At 46.6% G+C, this 24253-nt stretch carries 23 protein-coding genes; 15 read left to right on the forward strand and 8 right to left on the reverse strand.

Annotation, left to right across the window (positions count from 1 at the left end):
• The first annotated feature begins 1 nt into the window (after position 1).
• The 4 genes from hutH to DXT99_RS04455 all read left to right on the forward strand — a co-directional run bounded on the left by hutH (position 2) and on the right by DXT99_RS04455 (position 5056).
• On the forward strand, positions 2–1492 hold the full coding sequence (gene hutH, locus DXT99_RS04440) for a histidine ammonia-lyase (protein ID WP_115564316.1): 1491 nt from the start codon (positions 2–4) through the stop codon (positions 1490–1492).
• 109 nt (positions 1493–1601) lie between these two features.
• Positions 1602–3506: a T9SS type B sorting domain-containing protein gene (locus DXT99_RS04445; RefSeq protein ID WP_115564317.1), complete on the forward strand. Its 1905-nt coding sequence runs from the start codon at positions 1602–1604 to the stop codon at positions 3504–3506.
• A gap of 202 nt (positions 3507–3708) precedes the next feature.
• Positions 3709–4044, forward strand: a complete 336-nt coding sequence (locus DXT99_RS04450) for a YbaB/EbfC family nucleoid-associated protein (RefSeq protein ID WP_115564318.1) — start codon at positions 3709–3711, stop codon at positions 4042–4044.
• Positions 4034–5056: a glycosyltransferase family 2 protein gene (locus tag DXT99_RS04455; RefSeq protein ID WP_115564319.1), complete on the forward strand. Its 1023-nt coding sequence runs from the start codon at positions 4034–4036 to the stop codon at positions 5054–5056. Before DXT99_RS04450 ends, DXT99_RS04455 begins: the two co-directional genes overlap by 11 nt.
• Here DXT99_RS04455 and DXT99_RS04460 read toward each other — a convergent pair.
• Positions 5051–5269, reverse strand: a complete 219-nt coding sequence (locus DXT99_RS04460; RefSeq protein ID WP_115564320.1) for a PspC domain-containing protein — start codon at positions 5267–5269, stop codon at positions 5051–5053. The two genes, DXT99_RS04455 and DXT99_RS04460, sit on opposite strands and share 6 nt — an antisense overlap.
• A 227-nt stretch (positions 5270–5496) precedes the next feature.
• Between DXT99_RS04460 and DXT99_RS04465 the strand changes: the two genes are divergently transcribed.
• Entirely contained in the window at positions 5497–7188 is a 1692-nt protein-coding gene (locus tag DXT99_RS04465; protein WP_181885028.1) for a tetratricopeptide repeat protein, read from the forward strand.
• 87 nt (positions 7189–7275) lie between these two features.
• Positions 7276–8262 (forward strand): pyruvate dehydrogenase complex E1 component subunit beta, encoded by a 987-nt coding sequence (locus tag DXT99_RS04470; protein ID WP_115564322.1) that lies wholly within the window; start codon positions 7276–7278, stop codon positions 8260–8262.
• A gap of 136 nt (positions 8263–8398) precedes the next feature.
• Here the strand turns inward: DXT99_RS04470 and DXT99_RS04475 are convergent, their stop codons facing one another.
• The 3 genes from DXT99_RS04475 to DXT99_RS04485 all read right to left on the reverse strand — a co-directional run bounded on the left by DXT99_RS04475 (position 8399) and on the right by DXT99_RS04485 (position 10884).
• On the reverse strand, positions 8399–9307 hold the full coding sequence (locus DXT99_RS04475; protein ID WP_115564323.1) for a YihY/virulence factor BrkB family protein: 909 nt from the start codon (positions 9305–9307) through the stop codon (positions 8399–8401).
• 130 nt (positions 9308–9437) lie between these two features.
• The gene (locus tag DXT99_RS04480) at positions 9438–10127 is read right to left on the reverse strand and encodes a nitroreductase family protein (RefSeq protein ID WP_115564324.1); all 690 of its coding nucleotides are present in this window, start codon (positions 10125–10127) and stop codon (positions 9438–9440) included.
• A 43-nt stretch (positions 10128–10170) separates the two neighbouring features.
• Complete coding sequence (locus DXT99_RS04485) at positions 10171–10884, reverse strand: class I SAM-dependent methyltransferase (RefSeq protein ID WP_115564325.1); 714 nt, start codon at positions 10882–10884, stop codon at positions 10171–10173.
• Positions 10885–11118: 234 nt separating this feature from the next.
• On the opposite strand from DXT99_RS04485, the gene DXT99_RS04490 reads away from it, so the two are divergent.
• The 3 genes from DXT99_RS04490 (at position 11119) to DXT99_RS04500 (ending at position 13588) form a co-directional block, all read left to right on the forward strand.
• A complete protein-coding gene (locus DXT99_RS04490; RefSeq protein ID WP_115564457.1) occupies positions 11119–11652 on the forward strand; it encodes a DinB family protein in 534 nt (177 codons plus the stop codon).
• A 296-nt stretch (positions 11653–11948) separates the two neighbouring features.
• Positions 11949–12905: a polysaccharide deacetylase family protein gene (locus DXT99_RS04495; RefSeq protein ID WP_115564326.1), complete on the forward strand. Its 957-nt coding sequence runs from the start codon at positions 11949–11951 to the stop codon at positions 12903–12905.
• A gap of 77 nt (positions 12906–12982) precedes the next feature.
• Complete coding sequence (locus DXT99_RS04500; protein WP_115564327.1) at positions 12983–13588, forward strand: DUF429 domain-containing protein; 606 nt, start codon at positions 12983–12985, stop codon at positions 13586–13588.
• On the opposite strand, the gene DXT99_RS04505 is transcribed toward DXT99_RS04500, so the two are convergent.
• Both DXT99_RS04505 and DXT99_RS04510 read right to left on the reverse strand, forming a co-directional pair.
• On the reverse strand, positions 13585–14193 hold the full coding sequence (locus DXT99_RS04505; protein ID WP_115564328.1) for a hypothetical protein: 609 nt from the start codon (positions 14191–14193) through the stop codon (positions 13585–13587). The two genes, DXT99_RS04500 and DXT99_RS04505, sit on opposite strands and share 4 nt — an antisense overlap.
• Before the next feature lie 293 nt (positions 14194–14486).
• Positions 14487–14960 carry a hypothetical protein gene (locus DXT99_RS04510; protein ID WP_115564329.1) on the reverse strand — a complete coding sequence of 158 codons (474 nt, stop codon included), beginning with the start codon at positions 14958–14960 and terminating at the stop codon, positions 14487–14489.
• Positions 14961–15090: 130 nt separating this feature from the next.
• Between DXT99_RS04510 and DXT99_RS04515 the strand changes: the two genes are divergently transcribed.
• Positions 15091–15564, forward strand: coding sequence for a nucleoside deaminase (locus DXT99_RS04515; RefSeq protein WP_115564330.1), 474 nt, complete (start codon positions 15091–15093; stop codon positions 15562–15564).
• 190 nt (positions 15565–15754) lie between these two features.
• On the opposite strand, the gene ffh is transcribed toward DXT99_RS04515, so the two are convergent.
• Positions 15755–17089 carry a signal recognition particle protein gene (gene ffh, locus DXT99_RS04520; protein WP_115564331.1) on the reverse strand — a complete coding sequence of 445 codons (1335 nt, stop codon included), beginning with the start codon at positions 17087–17089 and terminating at the stop codon, positions 15755–15757.
• Positions 17090–17392: 303 nt separating this feature from the next.
• On the opposite strand from ffh, the gene DXT99_RS04525 reads away from it, so the two are divergent.
• Positions 17393–18715 (forward strand): glycosyltransferase family 4 protein, encoded by a 1323-nt coding sequence (locus DXT99_RS04525; protein WP_115564332.1) that lies wholly within the window; start codon positions 17393–17395, stop codon positions 18713–18715.
• Positions 18716–18745: 30 nt separating this feature from the next.
• Here the strand turns inward: DXT99_RS04525 and DXT99_RS04530 are convergent, their stop codons facing one another.
• Positions 18746–19480: a porin family protein gene (locus DXT99_RS04530; RefSeq protein ID WP_115564333.1), complete on the reverse strand. Its 735-nt coding sequence runs from the start codon at positions 19478–19480 to the stop codon at positions 18746–18748.
• Between the two features lie 315 nt (positions 19481–19795).
• On the opposite strand from DXT99_RS04530, the gene pseB reads away from it, so the two are divergent.
• Genes pseB through pseG form a run of 4 tightly spaced genes read left to right on the forward strand, consistent with a single transcriptional unit; the run spans position 19796 to position 24232 of the window.
• Positions 19796–20815, forward strand: coding sequence for a UDP-N-acetylglucosamine 4,6-dehydratase (inverting) (gene pseB / locus DXT99_RS04535; protein ID WP_115564334.1), 1020 nt, complete (start codon positions 19796–19798; stop codon positions 20813–20815).
• 42 nt (positions 20816–20857) lie between these two features.
• The gene (pseC, locus tag DXT99_RS04540) at positions 20858–22063 is read left to right on the forward strand and encodes a UDP-4-amino-4,6-dideoxy-N-acetyl-beta-L-altrosamine transaminase (RefSeq protein WP_115564335.1); all 1206 of its coding nucleotides are present in this window, start codon (positions 20858–20860) and stop codon (positions 22061–22063) included.
• On the forward strand, positions 22060–22764 hold the full coding sequence (gene pseF, locus DXT99_RS04545) for a pseudaminic acid cytidylyltransferase (RefSeq protein ID WP_115564336.1): 705 nt from the start codon (positions 22060–22062) through the stop codon (positions 22762–22764). Before pseC ends, pseF begins: the two co-directional genes overlap by 4 nt.
• Positions 22757–24232 (forward strand): UDP-2,4-diacetamido-2,4,6-trideoxy-beta-L-altropyranose hydrolase, encoded by a 1476-nt coding sequence (gene pseG / locus DXT99_RS04550; RefSeq protein WP_115564337.1) that lies wholly within the window; start codon positions 22757–22759, stop codon positions 24230–24232. The genes pseF and pseG overlap by 8 nt, the downstream gene beginning before the upstream one ends.
• The last annotated feature ends 21 nt before the right edge of the window (positions 24233–24253 follow it).

A 24253-nucleotide genomic window follows, 5' to 3' on the forward strand; every position in this document is an offset into this window, starting at 1 on the left:
TATGGGCAAGGTCCATTACATCTCAAGTGAGCATCTGAGCCTGGAGGCGATAGACACGATTCTGACGCAGCAGTATACACTGGCGCTGTCTGATGAGGCCGAGCAGCGCATTATGCATTGTCATGAGTATCTGCAGCAGAAAATCAACAGTACTGACCGAAGCATCTATGGCATTAACACTGGCTTCGGCGCACTCTGCAATAAGAAAATATCGCCCGCTGACCTGGAGCAACTGCAGCGAAACCTGGTAATGTCGCATGCCTGTGGCACAGGACCCGAGGTACCACAGGAGGTGGTTAAACTCATGCTGCTGCTCAAAATTCAGTCGCTGGCCTACGGGCACAGCGGAGTGCAGCTGAAAACGGTAAAGCGCCTGATTGACTTCTACAACCGCGAGGTATACCCTATGGTGTACCAGCAGGGCTCGTTAGGTGCCAGCGGAGACTTAGCGCCTTTAGCGCACCTGTGCCTGCCCCTGATAGGTATGGGCGAAGTAAGTTTCCAGGGGTATAAACTGGCCAGCGAGCATGTGCTGGATATGTTTAGCTGGGAACCGGTTGTTTTAAAAGCCAAGGAAGGTCTGGCCCTGCTGAACGGCACTCAATTTATGGCTGCTTACGGTGTGCTGGCACTCCTGCAGGCAAGGAGGCTGGCGCGGCAGGCAGATGTTGTTGGGGCTCTTTCGCTGGATGCTTTTGGTGGACTGCTGGAGCCCTTCAATGAAGCTATTCACCGCCTGCGTCCGCATAAAGGGCAGTTACAGACAGCAGAAGCAGTACGCCAGTTGCTGGAAGGCAGTGAACTGATACAGCAGAAGAAAGAGCATGTGCAGGATCCTTACTCCTTCCGGTGTATGCCGCAGGTGCATGGCGCAACAAAAGATGCACTGGCCTTTGCAGAGCAGGTGTTTCTGACTGAAATTAATTCTGTAACCGATAACCCTAATATTTTTCCGGAGGAAGACGAAATTCTCTCCGGCGGGAATTTTCACGGGCAACCGTTGGCCCTGGCACTGGATTTTATGGCCATTGCCTTGGCAGAGCTTGGTAACATCTCCGAGAGGCGCATCTATCAACTGATTTCTGGCGGGCGCAATCTGCCGGAGTTCCTGATAGCGGAACCTGGCCTGAACTCCGGCTTTATGATCAGCCAGTACACTGCTGCCTCTATCGTGAGCCAGAGTAAACAGCTTTGCAGCCCCGCCTCCATCGACTCTATTTCCTCCTCCAATAACCAGGAGGACCATGTGAGTATGGGCGCAAACGCGGCTACCAAACTGTATCAGGTGGTTCATAACCTGGAGCGGGTGCTGGCCATTGAACTGATGAATGCTGCGCAGGCCCTCGATTTCAGGCGTCCGCTTAAAACGTCGCAGGTGCTGGAAGAGATGGTGGCACGTTACCGGGAGAAGGTTACTTTTGCTACCACAGACCGTATGCTGCACAACGACATCATGGCAAGCATCGCCTTTTTACGAACAGATACAGTTTAAACCTTTGCCTGAAGTCATACGGGCTATGACATTCGTGCTGATGCCGTACAATAAAAATTAAGTCCCGCCATTATAGCTATAGGTTCGTTGCACTCATAAAACCTTATACTTGAAACACCTGCTGTACATCGTACTCCTCTTCATAACCTTCACTTCCCAGGCCCAGAACGACAGGTGCTTTCAGGCCTATAATCAGCAGGGGGAGGAAGTAGAAGTATTATGTGTCGGCCAGCAGGTAGAGTTCCAGGATTGCGGTGACCAGGTACCGGATGAAAACGAGTACTATATTTTCGATTATGAGAAGGGAACAGCCATACCAACACCAGCCTCTACTATTAAAACACATACTTATACTACGCCAGGTAGCTATAGAGTACTGCAGATAGCTAATTACGGAGGTAGTACCCTCACAGACACTGTATCACAGGTTTTTGAGGTAAGAGAGGCTCCAGTTCCCGATTTTACTATCAGCCGCTGCGCTAATAGGGCTGTTTCAGTTGCCATCATGGATGACAACTACGACAGCTATACCATTGACTTTGGTGACGGCCAGCAATCTGTAAGCTCGCTTCCTAACAGTACTACCCAATATAGCTACAACACGCAGGGAGACTATACAATCACAGTTACAGGCAGTTACACCGGCGGCACTTGCGCAGGAATAAATACTTCAACAGTTACCACTCTCCCGCCTGCCCCTCAGCCTTTTATCCATAACCTGACGGTATTGGAGCAGGCAGCAAATGGCCAGCTTCAGTTGGCCCTCCAGGACTTACAGCCAGGATACGATTATGTGGTGCAGCAGTGGAATGGCAGCACATTTGGGACCATCGATACCATACAGGACGTTACACAGGCAAGCCTGAGTCATTCCTTACAAGTGAACACAACGGCAGGAGTACAATACCTTGTAAAGCCAATAGATGCCTGCGGAACCACCTTTGCCAACTCTAACAGCATCAGTTCCATTGCACTGACAGGCACCTCCGGAAATGGTTTGATTACTTTATCATGGCAAAGTGCGCCTTTTACCGGCACCTTCGAGATCATTAGAAACGGCACCGTGCTTGAGACACTTAGCAGTTCCACCAGCACATTTACCGATACGGATGTTTCCTGCGGACAGGCTTATCAGTATGAAGTAAGGGGGATTGCCGCCAACGGTAGCGTTTCAGTGTCTGCCCTACAGGAGGTGCAGGCCTTCTCTACCACTGCACCTGCAGCACCGTACCTGCTCACCACGTTTGACCTGAATAATCATGTAGTGATAAGTATGGAGTTGCCGCAGGGTGAGGCAGCACAGCAAATGAATGTGGAGCGAAGTATAACAGGGGGGGCTTTTCGATTTATTGGTCAGACTCAACAAACAGAATTTACAGACGAAATTGTTGCTCCGGAACAGGTATGCTACCGTACCACCTTTTTAAATGCCTGCGCCAACACATCATCCTACAGTAACATCTCCTGCCCTACTTTTCTAAAAGCGCAAAAGCAGGACAATGGCAGTGCCGTGTTACTTACCTGGTCAGCTTATGAAGGCTTTCCGGGGGGGGTGAGGCAGTACACAGTAGAGCTACTCGATGAAAACAATAACATCTTAAGCAGCAATTCTTTAAACGGAACTACCTTTACCGACCGCAGCCTCAGCGATGAGCGGCAACAGCTTCGCTACCGCATAATGGCAACGGCAGCAAATGGCACAACAGTAACTTATTCCAACATAGTTGTTGTAGAACAGGATCTGCAGCTACATGTGCCTTCGGGCTTCACCCCGAATGGTGACGGCCTGAACGATACATTTGAAATAAAAGGCCGCTTGTATAACAGCTATAACCTACAGGTATACAACAGCTTGGGGTATGTTATCTACAGTGGTACTGAAGCAGATGCAGGATGGGACGGCACCTATGAAGGGAAACAATTACCCGCTGGCGCTTATGTATATAAAATAACAGCACGAAACAGTTCTGGCACCACCAAAAGCCGCACTGGCACCATTACTTTACTGCGATAGTTTTTGTTATATCACTTGCTTTGCAGCCTTTATCTGGAGGAACACCAGAACTCTAATAGGGTCAATACCGCTGTTTCAGGCAGCAGCGTCACCATACACTTCTACAAATATATTAAATAGCTTTTGTATGCGTATATTTGCAGAAACAACAGGCAAATATGCCTGAACCTCGTACAAATACACTTACCAAAACAGAAAAACTATGTTCGATATGATGGGCATGATGGGCAAAATGAAAGAAGTCCAGGCCAAACTTAAAGAAGCGCAAGACAAACTGCAGGATATAACTGTTACTGCCGAATCGGGTGCCGGGCTTGTAAAAGCAACGGTGAACGGGCAGCGTAAGCTCCTGAAGATAGAGATTGATGAGACTATCATGAACGTGAGCGACCGCGAGATGGTCAATGACTTAGTAGTTGCCGCCGTAAACAACGCCATGATGACAGCCGCAGAACGTGCACAGGAAGAAATGAAAAAAAACACCGAAGGCCTACTGCCAAACATCCCTGGCTTAGACTTAGGAAGTTTTGGCCTATAGTAACTCGAAAACAGCCATAGTTATCCTTAACTGGAACGGGCTGCGGTACTTAAAAGAGTTTCTGCCATCGGTGGTGGCGCATAGTGTGGGCTGCCAGGTTATCGTAGCCGACAATGCCTCTACCGATGGCTCTGTTGCTTTTTTGCAGGACCACTACCCGCAGGTGCGCATTATTCTGCTGCCGGAAAACTATGGTTTCTGTGAAGGTTATAACAAAGCACTCAGGCAGATAGAAGCAACTTATTATGTGCTGCTAAACTCTGATGTGTCTGTGCCTGCCGGTTGGTTAGAACCAATTACAGAGTTGATGGACGCTGATGCCAGTATAGCTGTTTGCCAGCCTAAAATAAACTCCCAGCAACACCCGGGCTATTTTGAGTATGCCGGTGCCGGAGGTGGTTTGTTAGACACATTGGGCTATCCCTTCTGTCGGGGCCGCTTGTTTGAGACGCTGGAGGAGGATAAGGGGCAGTATAACGATGTGCAGGAGATTTTCTGGGCCACAGGTGCCTGTATGTTTGTGCGGGCGGATGTTTTTCATAGTTTGGGAGGCTTAGAGCCTGCTTTTTTTGCCCATATGGAGGAAATTGACTTTTGCTGGCGCGCCAAGAATGCAGGCTATAAAGTAATGTACAATGGCCACAGCCAGGTGTATCATGTGGGTGGCGGCACGCTGCATAAATCTAATCCCCGAAAAACTTACCTGAACTTCCGGAACGGGCTGGCCTTGTTGTATAAGAACATCCCATCAAAAGAGCTTTTATCATCGATGATGTTGCGTGTAGTGCTGGATTGGATTGCGGCCCTACGTATGGTGTTAGCCGGCCAGACAAAAGATGCGCAGGCTGTGTTACATGCACATACAGACCTGCTCCGCCACAGGCACTATTGGCGAAACCGCAGGAAAGCACAACAACTCAAGGGCAATTTCCCGGACATGCCAGGCGTTTACAAAGGCAGTATTGTCTGGCAATATTTTATCAGGCAGAAAAGAACGGTAGCGGGACTATAGGTCCCAGACAGTGCTGCGCTCACGGCGCCAGTGCTTGTGCACGTTCATCCAGAACGCCAGCATCAGGTAAATGAGCACGGGAGAGCCCATCGTCAGAAAAGAAAGGTAAATAAATGAAAGGCGGATGCTACTGGTAGCAATGCCAAGCTTATCACCCAGCATGGTACACACTCCAAATGCACGGGATTCGATAAAGTATTGCAGTCGCTTCATTTACGTTAAGTTTAATTCACTAATTTACGCTTTGTATCACAAAAGCAAAACAACTACGCTTGAATCGCTAAAATTGTAACACCTAGAATAAAGAAATTGTTTAGGGTTATATTTTTTACGATAATAGCTATCAACAGGATATGCAACAGTACAACAAAAAGAAAAGTTTAATTCTGTTCCTTTCTCTCACCCTTAGCGTTGGCGGTTCTGGTTGCACTTTGCAGCGCATGATAAGAACAGCCGAGAAAAAGCAGGAGGTAACAGTGCAGCCCAACCCTTTGGCGGCCAATGGCCAGCAAGTAAACTTCGAACTAAAAGCGCAGGTGCCGGAGAAACTTGTAAAATACAAGCAAACCTATAAGCTTGATATCTATTATGAGTATGACCTGGAGCGCGAAAACATCGCCACCTACAATTTTCAGTTCGGCGAATTCATCTATGAAGGAGGAGAACCAACTATCACCAAACAGCTTTCTTTCCCTTACACACCAGAAAAAAACAAAGGTCGCCTGATGGTGCAGGGTCGTGCTATAGACAACGAGGACGGTGATGTGCGCTATACCGATCCGGAGCAGGTAGCAACTGGTTTGGTAACGACCCCGCTCCTGCTGGTTCGGAACAATGACTTTAACTTTATACCAGATACTTATAAAGAGAAAGCCGACCAACCTGCCAGGTTTGACTTCTTTTTTGAGGAGAATCAGGCAAAACTCCGCAGCAACCTCGGGGCCAGGCTGCAGGTGCTTGACCAGTATGTGCTGGATAACGTTGATGCACAGAAAATTACTATTACGGCGAGCCAATCGCCGGACGAGTCAGGCAGCAGGCTGGCTGAAAAGCGGGCACAGACCTTGGAAGACTACTACCGCAAAAAACTGAGAACGCTTGATTACAGCGGGAAAAAAGTAAACGTCCAAACAAATATTCAAGAGGCTGGTCTGGATGCACTGGTGCAGAAACTGCAGGCATCCGCGCTTCCCAAAGAGGAAAAAGACGAAGCCCTTGCTATTCTCAACAGCGACCAAAGCCAGCAGGCTAAACTAAATGCCCTAAAGCAGGCACAGGCATATGATTATATAGAACGCTATATCTTCCCGGGGCTCCGCACCGCTCGCGTGGAGATGAACTATAACCGCAGCCGCAAATCAGATTATCAGTTGTACATACTCGCTAAAAAGATTGCAGAGGAAAAAGCAGATGCAGATGAGCTGACGGAACAAGAACTGCAGTACGCCGCCACTCTTACGCCCCTATTAGCGGAAAAGCGGAAACTTTACGAAGCAGCTGTTAAAACCACCGATAAGTGGCCTGCTTATTACAACCTGGGCGTGGTATACAACGAGATGGCCCGCAAAGATTATCGGCCTGAGGCGAAGAAAGCGCTACTGGATAAGGCCATCCATAACCTTTCCTTTGCTGGTTTCCGGAACCCCTCCCCACAGGTATACTATAGCCTGGCCAGTGCCTACCACCAGCGTGGCGATATGCTGGAGGCGCTGCAGTACTATGATTACGCTATAAAGCTGGGAGCCGAAGAATCTGTTTTGCAGCAAATATTTGCCGATAAAGCGGCCCTAGAAATAGAGATTGGGCAGTACAACGATGCCATCGCCAGCCTGCATTATGCCGGCGACAGCTACCAGACTAACATGAACCTTGGCCTCAGCTATATGCTGAAAGAGAATTTCGAGGGAGCAGAACGTTTCTACAACCGGGCGATTGAATTGAAGCCCGACGATGCCCTGGCCTATTACAGCATGGCCCTGCTTGGCGCCCGCACGCAAAATGAACCGCTGCTAAAGCATGGCCTGCTCCGAGCCATACAGGCAGACCGCACCTACATGGAACGGGCTATCAACGACCCGGAATTTGAAGCTTACCGAAGCAAAGAGTCCTACAAAGACGCCTTCAAACGCTAAAGCAAGGGGAGAAAAGACGTAAGTACATTGGAAATTGACAGACTTCTTTTAATTTTACCTTCTGACAAAAGATATAAAACATCATATATGCGAAGTATACAATTTAGAGAGGCTCTCCGCGAAGCCATGCAAGAGGAAATGCGCCGTGATGAGCGTGTATTCTTGATGGGGGAAGAAGTAGCTGATTATAATGGAGCTTACAAAGTGAGCCAGGGCATGCTGGATGAGTTTGGTCCGGAGCGTGTAATAGATACCCCAATTGCGGAACTTGGCTTTGCCGGTATCGGTGTGGGTGCTGCTATAAACGGCCTGCGTCCTATCATCGAGTTTATGACCTTCAACTTTTCGTTGGTGGCCATTGACCAGGTGATTAACTCTGCCGCAAAAATAATGTCCATGTCTGGTGGCCAGTACAGTGCCCCTATGGTTTTCCGTGGCCCGACTGGTAGCGCTGGTATGCTGTCTTCGCAGCACTCCCAGAACTTTGAGAACTGGTTTGCTAACACTGCCGGCCTGAAAGTGGTGGTGCCTTCTAACCCTTACGATGCTAAAGGACTTCTAAAGACTTGTATAAGGGATAACGACCCGATTATTTTCATGGAGTCGGAGCAGATGTACGGAGACAAAGGTGAAGTGCCGGAAGAAGAGTACCTGATTCCAATCGGAGTGGCTGACATTAAGCGTGAGGGCTCGGACGTAACCATTGTTTCTTTTGGCAAGATGATGAAAGTAGCACTTGCTGCTGCTGATGAACTCGCAAAAGACGGTATTAACGCAGAGGTAATTGACCTGCGCACTGTTCGCCCAATCGACTATAAAACACTGGTGGAGTCTGTTAAAAAGACAAACCGCATGGTTGTGGTAGAAGAAGCATGGCCTTTGGCTTCCATTTCTGCTGAGCTGGCTTACCATATCCAGAGCAACGCTTTCGATTACATGGATGCCCCGGTAAAGCGCGTAACCTGCCGCGATGTGCCGCTTCCTTACGCTCCTACCCTGATTGAAGCATCGCTTCCGAACATAGAGCGTACCATCGATGCCGTGAAGCAAGTGATGTATCAAAAAGAAGCTTAAGTCAAGCTGATATAATAAAACAAAAAAGCGAAGACCTTAAAAGGTGCTTCGCTTTTTGCTTTTATAGGTTTTATTACCCGATAAAAATTTTCTAGGTAAACAATCGTATACCATGATACTTGCTTGGTGATACTATCTATTGTTCTGACTCTATTTCAGTGGTTTTTACTTTCACTGCGTTTTCCTGCGGTTTGATGCCTTTGTCGTGCACACGGGAGTACACCTGCGTAAACTCTGCCCCCAGCAGGAATATGATGGAAGCATAATACACCCACACAAGTATCAGCACCAGGGAGCCGGCAGCACCATAAGTGTCAGAAAGTGGATCATGCTGAAAATAGATATTGAGTACAAACTTCCCTAGTACAAACAATATAGCGGTTACAGAAGCCCCTACCCACACATTACGCCACCGGATCTCCGCATCTGGAAGCACCTTAAAAATAGCTGCAAAAATGCATATGCTGAGGGCAATTGAAACAATGATGTTTGCAGTTGTCATGAAGTAAACAGCTACGCCAGTCATTTCCTCGCGTAAATAGTCATCTATCACACCTAAGATGATGTCTACAGCAAGGGTCACCAGCAACAGAAAACCGAAGCTAACGACCAGGGCAAGGGAAAGCAATCGGTCTATAATCAGCTTCCACCAGCCTTTCTCAGGTTTGGCTCTCACCTCCCACATCGCATTGATGGAGTCTTGCAGGGCCACAAAAACAGTAGTGGCTGTAAATATCATGGTAGCAATTCCAATAAATGTTCCGATAGCGCTGGATTCTGACTGGCTGGCATTTTCTATGATACTTTGTATCTGTTCGGCACTGTTCCGGCCAATAATACCACCAATCTGCTCTACCAGTTCTCCTCTAACTGCTTCCTCCCCGAAAGCTGCACCGGCAATCCTGATCGTGATGATGAGTACTGCCGGCATCGAGAAGATGGTATAAAAGCCTATGATGGCCGCATAATCCAGAGGTCTGTCATCGGCAAATTCTTTGAAAGTTCTTTTTGTGATGTCCCATCCTGTCTTAAATCCTTCTTTCATTTGCGTCGCTAGAATAATTGAATATTGCCTGCGCAAGTATTTTTGCTGGTATTACACAGGCTCTGCTGATTTCTATTACGGCACACAAGCCATCACGATGTCAGTAAATGATGACAAGTATGTTCATCAATCATTTTTCTGCTTTTGGGCCATACCAAACCGTCACCTCTTCCAAAGGCTTACGCTTCAGATCGGGAACCTTCACCTCAGCGGCAGGATAGCCTACGGGTAACAGCAGAAAAGGCCGCTCGTTTTCCGGGCGATTCAGCAGCCTGGTCAGAAAATTCATGGGGCTAGGCGTGTGCGTAAGGGTCACCAGGCCTGCCTGGTGTATGGCTGCAATCAGGAATCCACAGGCAATACCCACTGACTCTGAAACGTAGTAGTTGTTGCGCTTCGAACCGTCTTCCTTTAAATCATAAGCCTTTTTAAACACGACGATCAGGTAAGGTGCTGTCTCTAAAAAAGGTTTTTGCCAGTCTGTACCTAAAGGAGCCAAATCTTCGAGCCACTCCGTCGTCATGCGGCCATTGTAAGAATCAAATTCTTCTTTTTCAGCCGCCTCTCTAATTTGTTTCTTCAAAGCAGGGTCAGAAACAACACAGAAAGTCCAGGGTTGCTTGTGCGCACCTGATGGTGCCGTGGAAGCAGTCAGGAGGAGTTGTTCCATCACCTCTTTTGCAACAGGCTTATCTGAAAAGTCACGCACGGTGCGGCGCCTGTCCATAAACTGGTAAAACACCTGTGCGCGCTGCAGTATTTCTTCTGGAGACAAATGCTCAGGATGATAAGGCACAAAAGGGAAAGGTGTAACGGACATTATGAATGTACATTAAGAATTTATCAAAAAAACTCTAATTCAGTTATGCTTCGGCTAGTGTGAGCCTAGCCAGGTATTCACCGAACTCCCCTTCATATAAAACCTCGAATGTAAAACCGTGCTGGATGGCATAATCTTCCAGGATAGCTGGATCGATAAAGAGCCAGTTAAACCAGCCCGTTTCCTCCTCTTTATAGTGCATGTTATACTTCACCTCTCCGTAATAACCAGCATTCAGGTCAAGCAGTACTTCCCCCTCTTCGTCTTCATACATGTACAGGATATCTGAAGACTCCAACAGGATCTGCCCCCCAGGCTTCAGAATGTTTTTAGCATGCTCAAGAAACCGCTCCAGTCCTACCAGGTTCCCTGCTATACCAATGCCGTTCATCAGCATCAGGAGCGTATCATACTGCTGTTCTTTTAAGGCAAACACATCCTGCTGTAGCACTTGCTTCACGCCCCGCTGTTGCATCACGGCTACTGCCCCAGCCGAAATATCCAGCGCAGTTACCTCCTGCCCCCGCTCCTGAAGGGCAAGGCTGTGGCTTCCTGCGCCCGCCCCAACGTCTAAAATAGAACCCCTGCATGCTTCTAAGGCTAAAAGCTCCAACTCAGGCATCTCCTTTATACTTCGGAAAAGATAATGCACCGGAATCACATCATTCTCTGTCAGGTTACTGGCTACTACTACTACAGCGTCTTTCGCACCTTCCATGTAATCTGCCAAAGCTGTTCCTATAGGATCATTCTTCATCTTATTAAATTGATTTGATGCAATTTCGGCACAAATTATTAAAGTAAAAACAGCTTATAATCTGTGTAAATTACAGCTATGTGCTTGAACGGGTGCATATCTGATAAATCCAATTTCCATAACATAATATTTTACTATATATTACATTGCTTTTATTGAAAATAACTGTAGCTTTAGAATATGTTTTCTTACGCCGAGACTATGAGTACAGAAATTTATAGCCATATTGAGCTTATGAATTTAAAACTGGAACCGAAATACCTTCGGTTGGAGAATTCCCGTAACCGTCTTCTCGATGAACTGGAAGGCCTTGATGAAGTCTTGCTGAACACACCCGCCCCGGGGGGGAAATGGTCGCTTAACCAGCATGTAGCACACCTTATACTTGTAGACAAAGTGACAATGGGTTATGTGCAACATAAGCTGAAGAAAAAGGAGGAATTGCCCTCGTCCTCATTCTCAAATCAATTTAAATCATTTCTGCTGAAACTAGCGCTTCAGTCGGGAAGAAAATTCAAAGCACCGGCGCCTGTAGCCACAGTTCCTGATACAGCTTTGCTATCGGAACTACGCAAAGAGTGGGATGATGTGCGGTTTACTTTGGAAGATGTACTTACGGACACACCGGACGAGTTGCTGGATAAATGCCTTTTCAAACATCCTGCTGCCGGACCACTCACCCTTCCCCAAACCCTCACATTTCTGCAGGACCATTTTGACCATCACCTCCGCATCATACAGCAATTAAAGCAGCAATTGATAGCCTAAATTTAGTTTAAGTTTAGTAAAACATAAATTCACAAGCTTTGCAACGGTGCTTATAATATGCCTATCAGTTAAGACTCCTTTCATCAACTAAAGCGATAGTTGAAGATTATCTCCCCTTTCTACCGGATTCCAAGGCAGGTGGCAACGTGGAATATTACAAATGAAATTTTATATAGCTGATCTATGACCAGTTAGTTTCAGGAGAGGCCGAAGGAACTCCAAATTAAAACAAAACATACCAGTTTTCTCGAGCAGATGCACAAAAACTAATATTTTGCATCATATTCTCATACCTTATGAATACCCGTATTACCCGCTTTTTATGCGCCTCTATTTGCTCCGTCACTTTCTTTCTTGCTGCATGTGATGAAATTAAAACAACTGCTGTTTCCGTAGCTACGCCACCTGACACACAGACGTCTTCCTTACCCGGCACAGTTCTACCCGCTGAGACAAAGGCTGTTGATCCGTTGCCGACTATAGACTTGATGGCTGATGCTAAAACTGTTCTGGACCGCCCGCAGGTACCAATTTTGTGCTACCACCAGATCCGCGATTGGAAACCCACTGATTCCAGGCAGGCGAAAGATTATATTGTGCCCGTCGCTCGATTTGAAGAGCATATTAAAATGCTGGCAGATAGTGGTTACCATACGATTCTGCCTGATCAGTTGGTGGCTTACCTCACCACGGGAGCCCCATTACCGGAAAAGCCTGTCATGCTTACTTTCGACGACACTAATCTGGACCAGTTTACTGTTGCCGCACCGGAATTGGAGAAATACGGATTCAAGGGAGTTTTCTTTGTCATGACCGTATCCTTAGGGCGTCCCCGCTACATGAGCAGAGCACAGGTAAAGGATCTTTCAGACAGAGGCCACAGCATCGGCAGCCACACCTGGGATCACCAGAATGTGAAGAAACTCAAAAGTGAAGACTGGATAACGCAGGTAGAGAAGCCCTCAAAAGTACTGGAGGAGATTATAGGTAAACCAGTGACCTATTTTGCTTATCCTTTCGGTCTTTGGAATAAAGAAGCTATAACTGAGTTACAAAGCCTGGGCATTACCGCTGCCTTTCAGTTAGCCAATAGCTTAGACGAAGAAAAGCCACTTTATACTGTCCGTCGCAATATTGCCAGTGGCTACTGGGGTGCGGAGACACTGCATAAAAAGATGGTAGAGAGTTATAAGCTAAATGAAGCTCCAGTTGATTTACCACACAGGCTGGCCCTCCTGCCTTCAGCGCAATAACCGTTTCTTCGTATACAAACTCTATACAATAGATAGGAATGTAGAATTCTGATGGAACTACTTTAGAGAAAAAATAAATGAGGAACGAAGCGACGCTGCAGCATATGGGCGTAGATTATGGCGCCAAACAAGCTGGTACCACGGCCGCAGCAATGCTGCTACATGGGCAACTTCAGGTATGGCAAAGCGCAAAGGGGCAGGATGCAGATAAGTGGCTAATCGATCTGTTACAGAAACTGCAGCCTAAAGTACTATATGTGGATGCCCCGCTCACATTGCCCAAGGTTTATACCCAAGCCAACCACTCTCCCACTTCTGATTATTTCTACCGCCAGGCTGACAGGGAATTGCAAGCTATGTCGCCGATGTTTATCGGAGGCCTAACCGCACGTGCCATCAAATTACGGGTTCAGTTAGCAGAAAAAGGCGTAGCCGTTTTAGAAACGTATCCCTCCGCTCTGGTAAGGCAGTTGCTGCCACAGCTCCCTAATTATAAAAAAGGCCTTGCAGCACTCCCCGAATTCGCAGAGGTACTACAAGGTCTGTTACAGTATAAACTATTGGAAATCCCACAAAACTGGCATCAATTTGACGCGTTGCTAGCCTGGTTCAGCGGCTACCGTCATCAGGTGGGGCAATCGCTGCTGTACGGTGATGCCCGCGAGGGTCGGGTTATCATTTAATCTCCGGTTACGTCTGCAGCTGTTTCCAAGGCATGGAACTCCATCTGTAACGCTTTGATTTTCACTTCTGTCTCTGTATCTATATTAGCATCAATTTCACTCTTCCGCTCGTTCAACTCTTCCATTACCAGTTTGGCCATTTCCCAGTCAGCATCTGTCCAGTTTTCTCTTTGCTCCCGAACATTCTCCATAAATGTGATATATACATCCCGAATATTAGTTGCGTCAATAGTGCTCATATCGGCCCAACTACCCAACAGGTTTCGTTCCCACTCCGCCTTACGGGCTTCGCTCCGAACACCCACATATGACTCTTCAGCTTCGCTGAACTCCTGCTTCAGTTGCTGATACTCTGCCCGCAGCTCTTCAGTAAATTCATCTTCTTTCTGGTCAAGCTCCTGCGTACGCATCCTGAAATCCTGCTTTGTCCGTTCCCAGTCCTCCTCTGTTCTACTAGCTAGTTGAGAAGTTTCCTGGCTTAGCCATGTTCTGAACTCGCCTAATTCATCTTCTATTTCCTGCTCTCTTGTAATGGTACAACTGCTGATTGCGACTACACTTATAAACAACATCAGAATAGAATATATTGTAATTTCTCTTTTCATAATTTAATGGTTGAGATATAGATTTAAAGCTACCATAAATACGAAAGGTTAAAAGATAAGATGTTTTATGACCACCACACGCAGTAAGGGTCTTACAGGGAATTTTAAGACAATAATAGTTTGATTGTCGTACATTCTCAAACTATTAATACCACGACTCGTAATAATACTATGCATGAACAATACAGTTCATCATCCTCTTAATTCAGAGAGCAAGAATGTAATAGCTTACAAGGCGAGTATGCGATAAAAAGCACAAGTGTCGGGTAAGCTATTTTTGCGCGAAGTCAAAATCATTTTGCCCGTTCAAAAACAAGCAGTTGCTCTCCTGCGCCAATTTGATTGAGGATTAACTGCTGGGGCGTCAGCTTTTCGATTTGCCAGCGGTACAGCATCGCACTCAAAATAGACCGCCCGTCTACGTTTGTTATCTGTACGCTAATAGAGACTCTGTCCTTATTTATCTCCCAGTTACCCCATTCCACTGTTTCTATACTATCCAAATAGTTAACTGTGTCATGTTGCCGGATGAGCTTATAAGTTAAATCCGGATAAAGCTCCAGCCGGATCGGTTCAAATGGTTTCATTGGCTGAAACTTACCCTCCTCTTTATGAAGGCGCTCACGCAGCACCCATTCATTTGCCAGTAACGACATAGAATCCTGCGCCACTGTTTCATGCGATGGCAATATAGCAGGTGCCACCTCCTGTGCAGGTGCTGCGTATAGGAGGCAAACAAGATGTAAGAAAATTGTTATATTGACCATGGCATGTAAATGATACTCCTATATACGAAAACATAGGTTTAGAGTAAAGGAAACATGCTTCAGAAATGATATTTCTCACCGGTTGCCGTACCTGATAAGACCTGTTAAAACAAACAGCACCTGAAATCACATGAATCAAAAGCAAGAGTTTATGAGAGAGGCCATACACCTTTCCGTAGAGAAAATGAAACAAGGATATGGCGGACCATTCGGAGCCGTGGTTGTGCGCAATGGAGAAATTATCTCCCGTGGCTTCAATAACGTGCTTTCCTCTAATGACCCTACCGCCCATGCCGAAGTAGACGCTATCCGCAAAGCATCTCAGGTGCTTCACTCCTTCGACCTCTCTGATTGCGACCTGTACACCAGCTGCGAACCTTGCCCTATGTGCCTCGGCGCCATCTACTGGGCCCGGTTCAGAAATGTTTACTACGGCAACACCCGACAGGATGCAGCCAGCATCGGTTTCGACGATGCCTTAATTTATGAGGAAATTGAAAAGCCAATTGAGCAAAGGAAAATACCTATGCAGCAATTATTGCCAGAAGAAGCCATGAAAGGTTTTGAGGCCTGGGAGCAAAAAGAGAACAAAAAAGGCTACTGAAGAGGTAGCGCGATAAATACAGCGGCAACAGATTTTCGAGGGCAAAACATTGTGATGCCTGTTAGGCAATCATATAGAAGAAAGGAGAAGTTAAAACAGCCATGAAACATCAAAAATCAGGTAAAGCAAAAGGGGCTGCACTCTTTTCAAGTACAGCCCCCTGCTATGGTATTACTTTCCTGAACAGGAATTATTTCTTCATCATATTGGCTAAATTGCCTAAACCACCACGTTTACCGGACATCTTGTTCATAGAACGCATCATTTTGCGCATATCATTGAACTGCTTCATCAGGTTGTTTACCTGCTGCACATCGGTACCACTCCCTTTGGCGATACGCTGACGGCGGCTACCGCTGATCATATCCGGGTTTTCACGCTCGGCAGGAGTCATGGATTTAATAATGGCCTCAATAGGTTTGAAAGCACCTTCATCAATCTCCACATCCTTCAACGCCTTGCCCACACCCGGTATCATACCTACCAGGTCCTTGATATCACCCATCTTCTTAATCTGCTCTAACTGCGTCAGGAAGTCGTCGAAGTTGAATTGGTTTTTGCGAATCTTCTTGTTGATGCGCTTCGCTTCGTCCTCATCGAAAGCCTGCTGTGCACGCTCCACAAGGGAAATCACGTCACCCATACCTAAGATACGCTGCGCCATACGATCCGGGTAGAACAGATCCAGCGCTTCCATTTTCTCACCTGTAGAGATAAATTTAATCGGCTTCTCTACTACGGCACGTATAGAAAGGGCAGCACCACCACGGGAGTCACCATCCAGCTTGGTCAGCACCACGCCATCAAAGTTGATCCGCTCGTTGAAAGTTTTGGCTGTATTCACCGCATCCTGACCTGTCATAGAGTCTACTACAAACAGCGTCTCCGTTGGCTTAACAGCGTTCTTGATCTCTGCTATCTCTTTCATCATCGCCTCATCCACGGCCAAACGACCGGCGGTATCAATGATGACTACTTTCTTATTTGTCTTTTTAGCATGCTCTATGGCATTGAGGGCAATCTGAACCGGGTTCTTGTTCTCCAGCTCTGTATACGCCTCTACGCCTACCTGCCCTGCCAGCACCTGCAACTGATTAATCGCAGCCGGACGGTACACGTCGCAGGCAGCCACCAGCACACTGCGGCCCTGCTTTTTGATGTAGCTGGCCAGTTTACCAGTAAATGTAGTTTTACCGGAACCCTGCAAACCAGCAATCAGGATGATGGCCGGATCACCTTTCAGGTTGATGTCCTGCTTTTCACCGCCCATTAACGCTGTCAGCTCTTCGTGCACAATTTTCACCATTAGCTGCCCCGGCGATACGGCGATCAGCACATCGCGGCCCATTGCCTCATCTTTGATCTTATCGGTTACAGTTTTGGCAACTTTATAGTTAACGTCAGCATCCACGAGTGCACGGCGCACCTCCTTAATGGTTTGCGCCACGTTAATTTCGGTAATGCTTCCCTGGCCTTTTAGCGTTTTAAAAGCCTGGTCTAATTTGTTACTTAAATTATCAAACATCTCTATATCTGGGTTTACTTACAAAAATAAGCAATATCTCTTTTAATTACGAATTACAAGTTACGAATAACAAAGCCATCCGAAAGAATTCTGAAATTAGATTAGTTATTCAAAGAATATCTTTCTGATGCTTCAATCAGGTTTTAAACTAACAGTCACTTTTTTCAACAATTAAGATTGGCCTGATTCCGTTCCTCTCCCACTCAGAAAACTGCAGTTACACGCAGATATAGAAACAGCAAGTGCGCAGGTCCGTAATATTATTTTTATATTTGAGACGACAGCATAGCAGAGGAAAGCACTTTGAAAAACAACGACACTATTGACATTTTATATATTTCATATTACTGGCCACCCTCTGGTGGACCTGGCGTACAGCGTGGCTTAAAGTTCTGCAAATATTTTCCGCAGTTTAATGTGCAGCCAACAGTGCTTACAGTAGACGAAAAACAAGCCTCTTATCCTCTTCTTGATCTAACTTTCGAGAAAGAAGTGCCGCAGGGGCTGGAGGTGCACCGCACGGCAACCACAGAGCCTTTCGAGTATTACAAAAAAATATCCGGCAAGAAAGAGATACCGTTCAGCGGTTTTGCCAACCAAAAGGGCAAAGAAACACTTGTAGACAAGATTTTCAAATTTGTACGTGGAAATCTGTTTATACCGGATGCACGTGTTGGCTGGAACAAACACGCCCTGAAAAAGGCGGATGAGCTACTGCAGGACGGAAAGCACAAAGCCATACTAACCACCAGTCCCCCACACTCTACCCAGCTTATAGGCTTGAAGCTGAAGAAGAAGCACAGCCTCCCCTGGATAGCTGACTTGCGCGATCCTTGGACAAACATACATTACTACGACCAGCTGCAGCATACTGCAATTGCCAAGCGCTTAGACGAAAAGTATGAACAGCAGGTGCTGGAGGAGGCCGATGCCATTATTGTAACCAGTGAGGATACTAAACGTCTTTTCCTCAACAAGCCGGTCAGCATCAATGCGGACAAAATTCATGTTATTCCGAATGGGTATGACGAAGAAGACTTCAAAGTTCCTTCAAACCCACCCAAGGATGAACTCTTAATAACCTACGCCGGCACTATCACAGAAAGCTATAACATTGATGTGTTCCTGAAGGTGTTGGCCCATATGATGTCGGTACACAGCGAGATCAACTACAAGCTACGCTTTGTAGGCCAGGTATCGGATGGGGTAAAGAAGCGCATCGAAAAGGCTGGCGTATTGGGCATAACAGAGTTTATACCTTACGTGCCGCACGAGCAGGCCGTGAAATACATGATGGAGACAACCATGTTGCTGCTCGCTATTGCCGATGTGGACACGGTTTATTCGAATGTGCCAGGTAAGCTGTTTGAGTATTTGGCCGCGAACAAGCCTATTGTCTGCCTGGGACCCGTCCACTCCGACACTGATCGCATCATAGACGAGTGCGGAGCGGGTCGCCTGTTCCACTATACAGCCTACGATCTAATGGTGGATCACATGACGCAGGTGAGCAAAGCCTGGAAGGTTAATCCGAATCAGGACCTACCCTCCATCAACCACGCCCGCTACTCGAGGAGAGCATTAACGGAGGAGTTGGCAGAGGTGGTAAAGAGGTTGATTCAGTAGCTATCTAATAACTACTGTATCAACCTCTTCTCACGCACCTGAATTTGACTTCCTTTTCCAGGTTGGAAGGGTATATCCGAGGTTGACGGCTAAAAACCTGTTTTTACCGTCAGCGCCGTACACGTGCGTTCCCCGCGCCCATGAGTTGTATTGAATTTCATGCACCTTAGACATACCTAACCCATAACTTGATTGAATTAATAATTCACTTTTGCCGATGTTGAAGTTCACCCCAGCTCCTAATATTATCCCCCAGTCTAGCATGTCATAATCATTATGTTCATTAGCACTAAATTTTATCTCGCCAGAGTAGCTGCCAGAAGGGTAGAATAAATTTTTATGTGAATAAATAAATTTACCGTTTATGAAAATACCTCCATAAGCCCCTGCTGTTAAAAAGAACGGATGAGTCGGTAAATTGGTAACATAATATTTAACTGTCACTGGGGAAATTAGATAGTTTAATTTATAACCATTTTCATTTATTGACCAATTTTCATTTTTTATCCTGTCGATATAACCCAGTTGTGTATATAGTATGTCAGCTGACAAGGCTACTCTCTGTGATAATGATTTTTCTATTCCGAAACCAACCTGCATACCCACCCGGTTATTTATTTCACTGTCTTCTCTGCTTACACCTTCTCCAAAAAACAGGTTTTGCGTTGACACCACCATGCCCACTTTTGGATAGATCTTTACCTGGCTAAAAACTGAAGTACAGCAAAAAATTAGAGCAGCCATCAGTAAGTTTCTTTTCATCATCTTTGTTCTTAAGTTTGTTTTATAGGGCTATCATTATATAGCACTAAGTTAATAACAGTTTTTAATTATTATCTAAAAACCACAAATTTTGATCTATCAGGAGTGCACACCTTGCGCTACACCACTTTCTATTAGGAAGAAACAGGTGTTTATTGAGGCAGTGTTTGATTTCATTTAACAGACTTTTACAGCAGGAAGTGAAACAATCTGGCTATTTGCCTGGAAACATGTAAAAAGGATGTGCTGAAAAACGAGTATCTTGCACCCTGACAGGTGATAGCTATATGCACCTCGTATAAAGCATAAATTTTAGAGATGGCATTAGACCTCAACAATAAGTCTATATTAATAACAGGTGGCACAGGTTCCTTTGGGAAAAAGTTTGTGGAGATGGTTTATGCCCGTTTCCCGAACATCAAGCGCCTTGTTATTTACTCCCGCGATGAACTGAAGCAGTTCGAGATGTCGCAGGTTTTTCCGCATAGCAAGTACAACTCCATTCGTTATTTTATCGGTGACGTGCGCGACGGACAACGCTTTAAGCGGGCCTGCGAGGGTATTGATATTATTGTTCATGCCGCCGCCATGAAACAGGTGCCTGCGGCTGAGTACAACCCCATGGAGTGTATTAAAACAAATATTCTGGGCGCAGAAAATATCATCAATGCCGCACTGGACTGTGGTGTAAAGGATGTGGTAGCGCTCTCCACCGATAAAGCGGCCGCTCCGATTAACCTCTATGGCGCCACCAAACTTTGCTCTGACAAACTATTTGTGGCAGCCAATAACATGAAAGGCAAGCGCGATATTCGCTTTTCTGTTGTACGCTATGGCAACGTGATCGGCTCACGGGGGTCGGTGGTGCCTTTTTTCCTGAAAAGACGGGAAGAGGGCGTGCTGCCTATCACACATCCAGAAATGACACGCTTTAATATTTCACTTGAAGAAGGTGTAGAACTTGTATTTCATGCACTGGAGCATCATTGGGGTGGTGAAATATACGTACCCAAAATTCCTTCTTACGTTATCACGGACATGGCAGAGGCTATTGGTCCGAACTGTAAGCAGGAAATTGTTGGCATCCGACCAGGAGAGAAACTGCATGAGGAGATGATAACCGAAACCGATTCTCTTAGCACCGTAGAACTAGACAAATATTATGTTATACTTCCTTCCACCCCAACCTGGGCACCCGAGGATTTCCTGAAGGCGCACAACGGGAAGATGGTAGAAATGGGTTTTAAGTATAACTCAGGCACCAACGCAGAGTGGCTAAGCGTAGAGCAGCTGCGCGAGGAAATACGGCAACACGTAGATCCTAACTTCAGTGTGTAAAAAAACATAAGGCATTAGTGGCAGGATAAAAGACGATCAATTGTGACTCAGAACTTAGAAAACAAACCCCAAAAGGCAATTCCTTACGGCAGGCAGCATATCACAGCTGCTGATATTGAAGCCGTAGTGGAAACGCTGCAGTCAGAGTTTCTGACCCAGGGGCCGAAGGTAGCTGCTTTTGAGCATGCCTTTGCAGAGTATGTTGGTGCTACTTACGCTGTAGCGGTTTCGAATGGAACGGCTGCGCTGCATTTGTGCTCCCTGGCATTGGGTATAAACGAGGAGTCACGCGTTATCACCACACCCATTACCTTTGTAGCTTCTGCAAACTGCGTGCGTTACTGCGGTGGTACGGTAGAGTTCGCTGACATCGATCCTGCCACAGCGCTGATGGACATAGCTAAAGTACGGCAGCTGCTGGAGAGCAAGCCCAAAGGCTATTACAGCGGCATCATTCCAGTAGACTTCGCTGGCAACCCGGTGAATATGGAGGAATTAAAGGCCCTGGCTGATACCCATGGCCTCTGGATCATAGAAGATGCCTGCCACGCCCCCGGCGGCTATTTTTACGACAGTCATAGACAAAAGCAAACTTGTGGCAATGGCCAGTATGCTGACTTAGCCATTTTCTCCTTCCACCCGGTAAAGCACATCGCAACCGGCGAGGGCGGCATGATCACCACAAACGATGAGCAGCTGTATAAGAAGCTGTTACAACTCCGCACCCACGGCATCACCCGTGACCCGGACCAGATGGAAGAGAACCACGGCGGCTGGTATATGGAGATGCAGGAACTGGGCTACAACTACCGCATACCAGATATGCTCTGTGCACTCGGCATTTCGCAGTTGCAACGTGCAGACACAGGCCTAGCCAGAAGAAAAGGCATTGCCAGAATATACGATGCAGCTTTCAAGGAGATAAAAGGAATAGAAGTATTGAAAACCAGTACTACAGCTTTAGGCACAGAGGGTGATACTGGCCATGCCTATCACCTGTACGTGATTCGGGTACAGGATCGCAAAGGACTGTACGACTTCCTGCGACAGCATCAAATCTTTGCCCAGGTGCATTACATTCCGGTGCACACGATGCCCTACTACCGCAGCCTGGGCCACAGCAAAGGTGACTATCCGGAGGCAGAACAGTACTATTCAGAATGCCTCAGCCTGCCAATGTATCCCTCGCTGACCCAGGAGGAACAAGCTTTTGTTATTGATAAGGTGAAGGAGTTTGTAGGGAAGTGAAGAACATCGCAATCATACCGGCCCGTGGCGGCAGCAAGCGTATCCCACGTAAGAATATAAAAGATTTTTTAGGCAAACCTATTATAGCTTACTCCATCGAGGCGGCGCTACATTCCGGTTTGTTTGAGGAAGTAATGGTTTCCACAGACGATGAAGAAATAGCTGCAGTCGCAAAAAAGTATGGAGCAAGTGTACCCTTTTTGAGAAGCAGCGCTACTTCAGATGATTTCGCTACTACCGCAGCAGTACTGACTGAAGTTCTGAAAGATTACGCAGCTGCAGGAGGAAACTTTGTTTATGGCTGCTGCCTATACCCTACGGCACCGCTTGTAAAAATTCCTTCTATCAAAGAAGCATTTGAACTAATGACTTCTCAGCAATATAACACAGTTTTACCTGTCCTCCGCTACAGCTACCCCATCTGGCGAAGCCTGAAGATGGAGGGAGACAAGGTGTTGATGAACTGGCCAGAGCACCGTCTTAGCCGCTCACAGGATCTTCCTGCTTCTTTCCATGATGCCGGACAATTCTACTGGTTCAACGTAAAGGCTTTTATGGAGAAGCAGGAGCTTTTTACAAATAACACAGGCGCTATTGAACTTAGTGAACTGGAGGTGCAGGATATTGACAACTTAAGCGATTGGAAATTGGCTGAGTTGAAATATAATCTAATAGCAACAGAAGGTATCAAAGATGAATAATAAGCGTCGGATAATATTCAGGGCAGACGGTAACAGTCACATTGGCTTAGGGCATGTGGTGCGGTCTCTTGCGCTGGCTGCCATGCTACGTGAGGAATTTGAATGTGTGTTTGCCATTCAGGCGCCAACCTATGAGTTGCAGGAGCAAATCCGTAAAGTATGCCATGGAATAATCCACCTTCCGCTCTGTGCCCCAACCGAAGAACGCTTTATACATGAGCTTGACGCCTATATTTCTGCCGAGGAAATGGTGGTGCTCGACAGCTATGATTTCAACGCAACTTACCAGGAAAGCATTAAAAGCAAAGGCTGTCCATTGGTTTGCATAGATGATATACAAGCCTTTCATTTTTTGGCGGATGCCATCGTGAACCCGGCAGGCGGTGTGAAACCGCACCTCTACAGCAGATCTTCTTATACCAAGCTTCTCTTAGGGCCAAAGTATGCGCTGCTTCGATCACCCTTTCTAAAGGCCTCGAAAACAGAAAGAATGCTACCGGAGGGTAAACCTGCTATACTTCTGAATTTAGGTGGTGCCGACCCCGGAAACAAAACGCTGCACCTGGCAAAAGAACTGGTTCAAAGCAGGGGCATTGAACGCTTGAATATAGTGGTAGGTGCGGCCTACCGTCATTTAGTGGAGCTTCAATCATGGTTACAGGATAAGGAGCAAGTTATACTGCACCACAATCTTTCAGCTGCAAAGTTGCAAGACCTGATGCAGCAGTGTGCTTTCGCTGTGACTTCTGCAAGTGGCGTAGCCTATGAATATGCTGCCGTGGGAGGTATACTCTCTGTGCTACAGACAGCCGATAACCAGGATGCTCTATATCATTTCTTAATCGAAAGCGGTGTTGCTCATGAATACCAGGATTTACCTCAGCTTTTGAGCAATAATTCGCTGAAGAAGCATTTCCAGGAGCAGGTTGCTACCCAGCGGCAGCACTTCGATGGCCATAGCGATGTACGGCTGAAGCAACTGTTCCGGAAACTCAGCCTTGGCGCAAGTCTAAACCTGAGGGCTGCCACTGAGCAAGACATGATGCAACTCTTTAACTGGGCCAGTGACCCGGAGGTGCGAAAAAATTCATTTAACCAAAACCCCATCACATTAGAAAATCATACGCGCTGGTTTCATACTGTTATGGAGGATGAGCAAACGGTTCTTTATATTGCAGAAGCAAACGGAAAACCTGTAGCGCACATACGTTTTAACATCAGTGCAGGGAAAGCGATGATAAGTTACCTGATAGACGCTGATTTTCGGGGACAGGGACTAGGGCTTCACCTGCTCCAAAAAGGCATGCAGGCACTGGCAGCGCAACGAAAAGATGTAGAGCAGATAGAGGGTTTGGTGCAACGGGAGAATATTGCCTCTGTCCGTTCCTTCGAAAAAGCAGGCTTCAGCTATGGGCAACCCGACAGACAATACCCTGAAGCACATCGTTTCATCTTGCCATTGAAGTAGCAGGTGGCAAAACACTAACCT

It is taken from the genome of Pontibacter diazotrophicus (assembly GCF_003367245.1).
GTDB classification, from domain to species: Bacteria; Bacteroidota; Bacteroidia; order Cytophagales; family Hymenobacteraceae; genus Pontibacter; species Pontibacter diazotrophicus.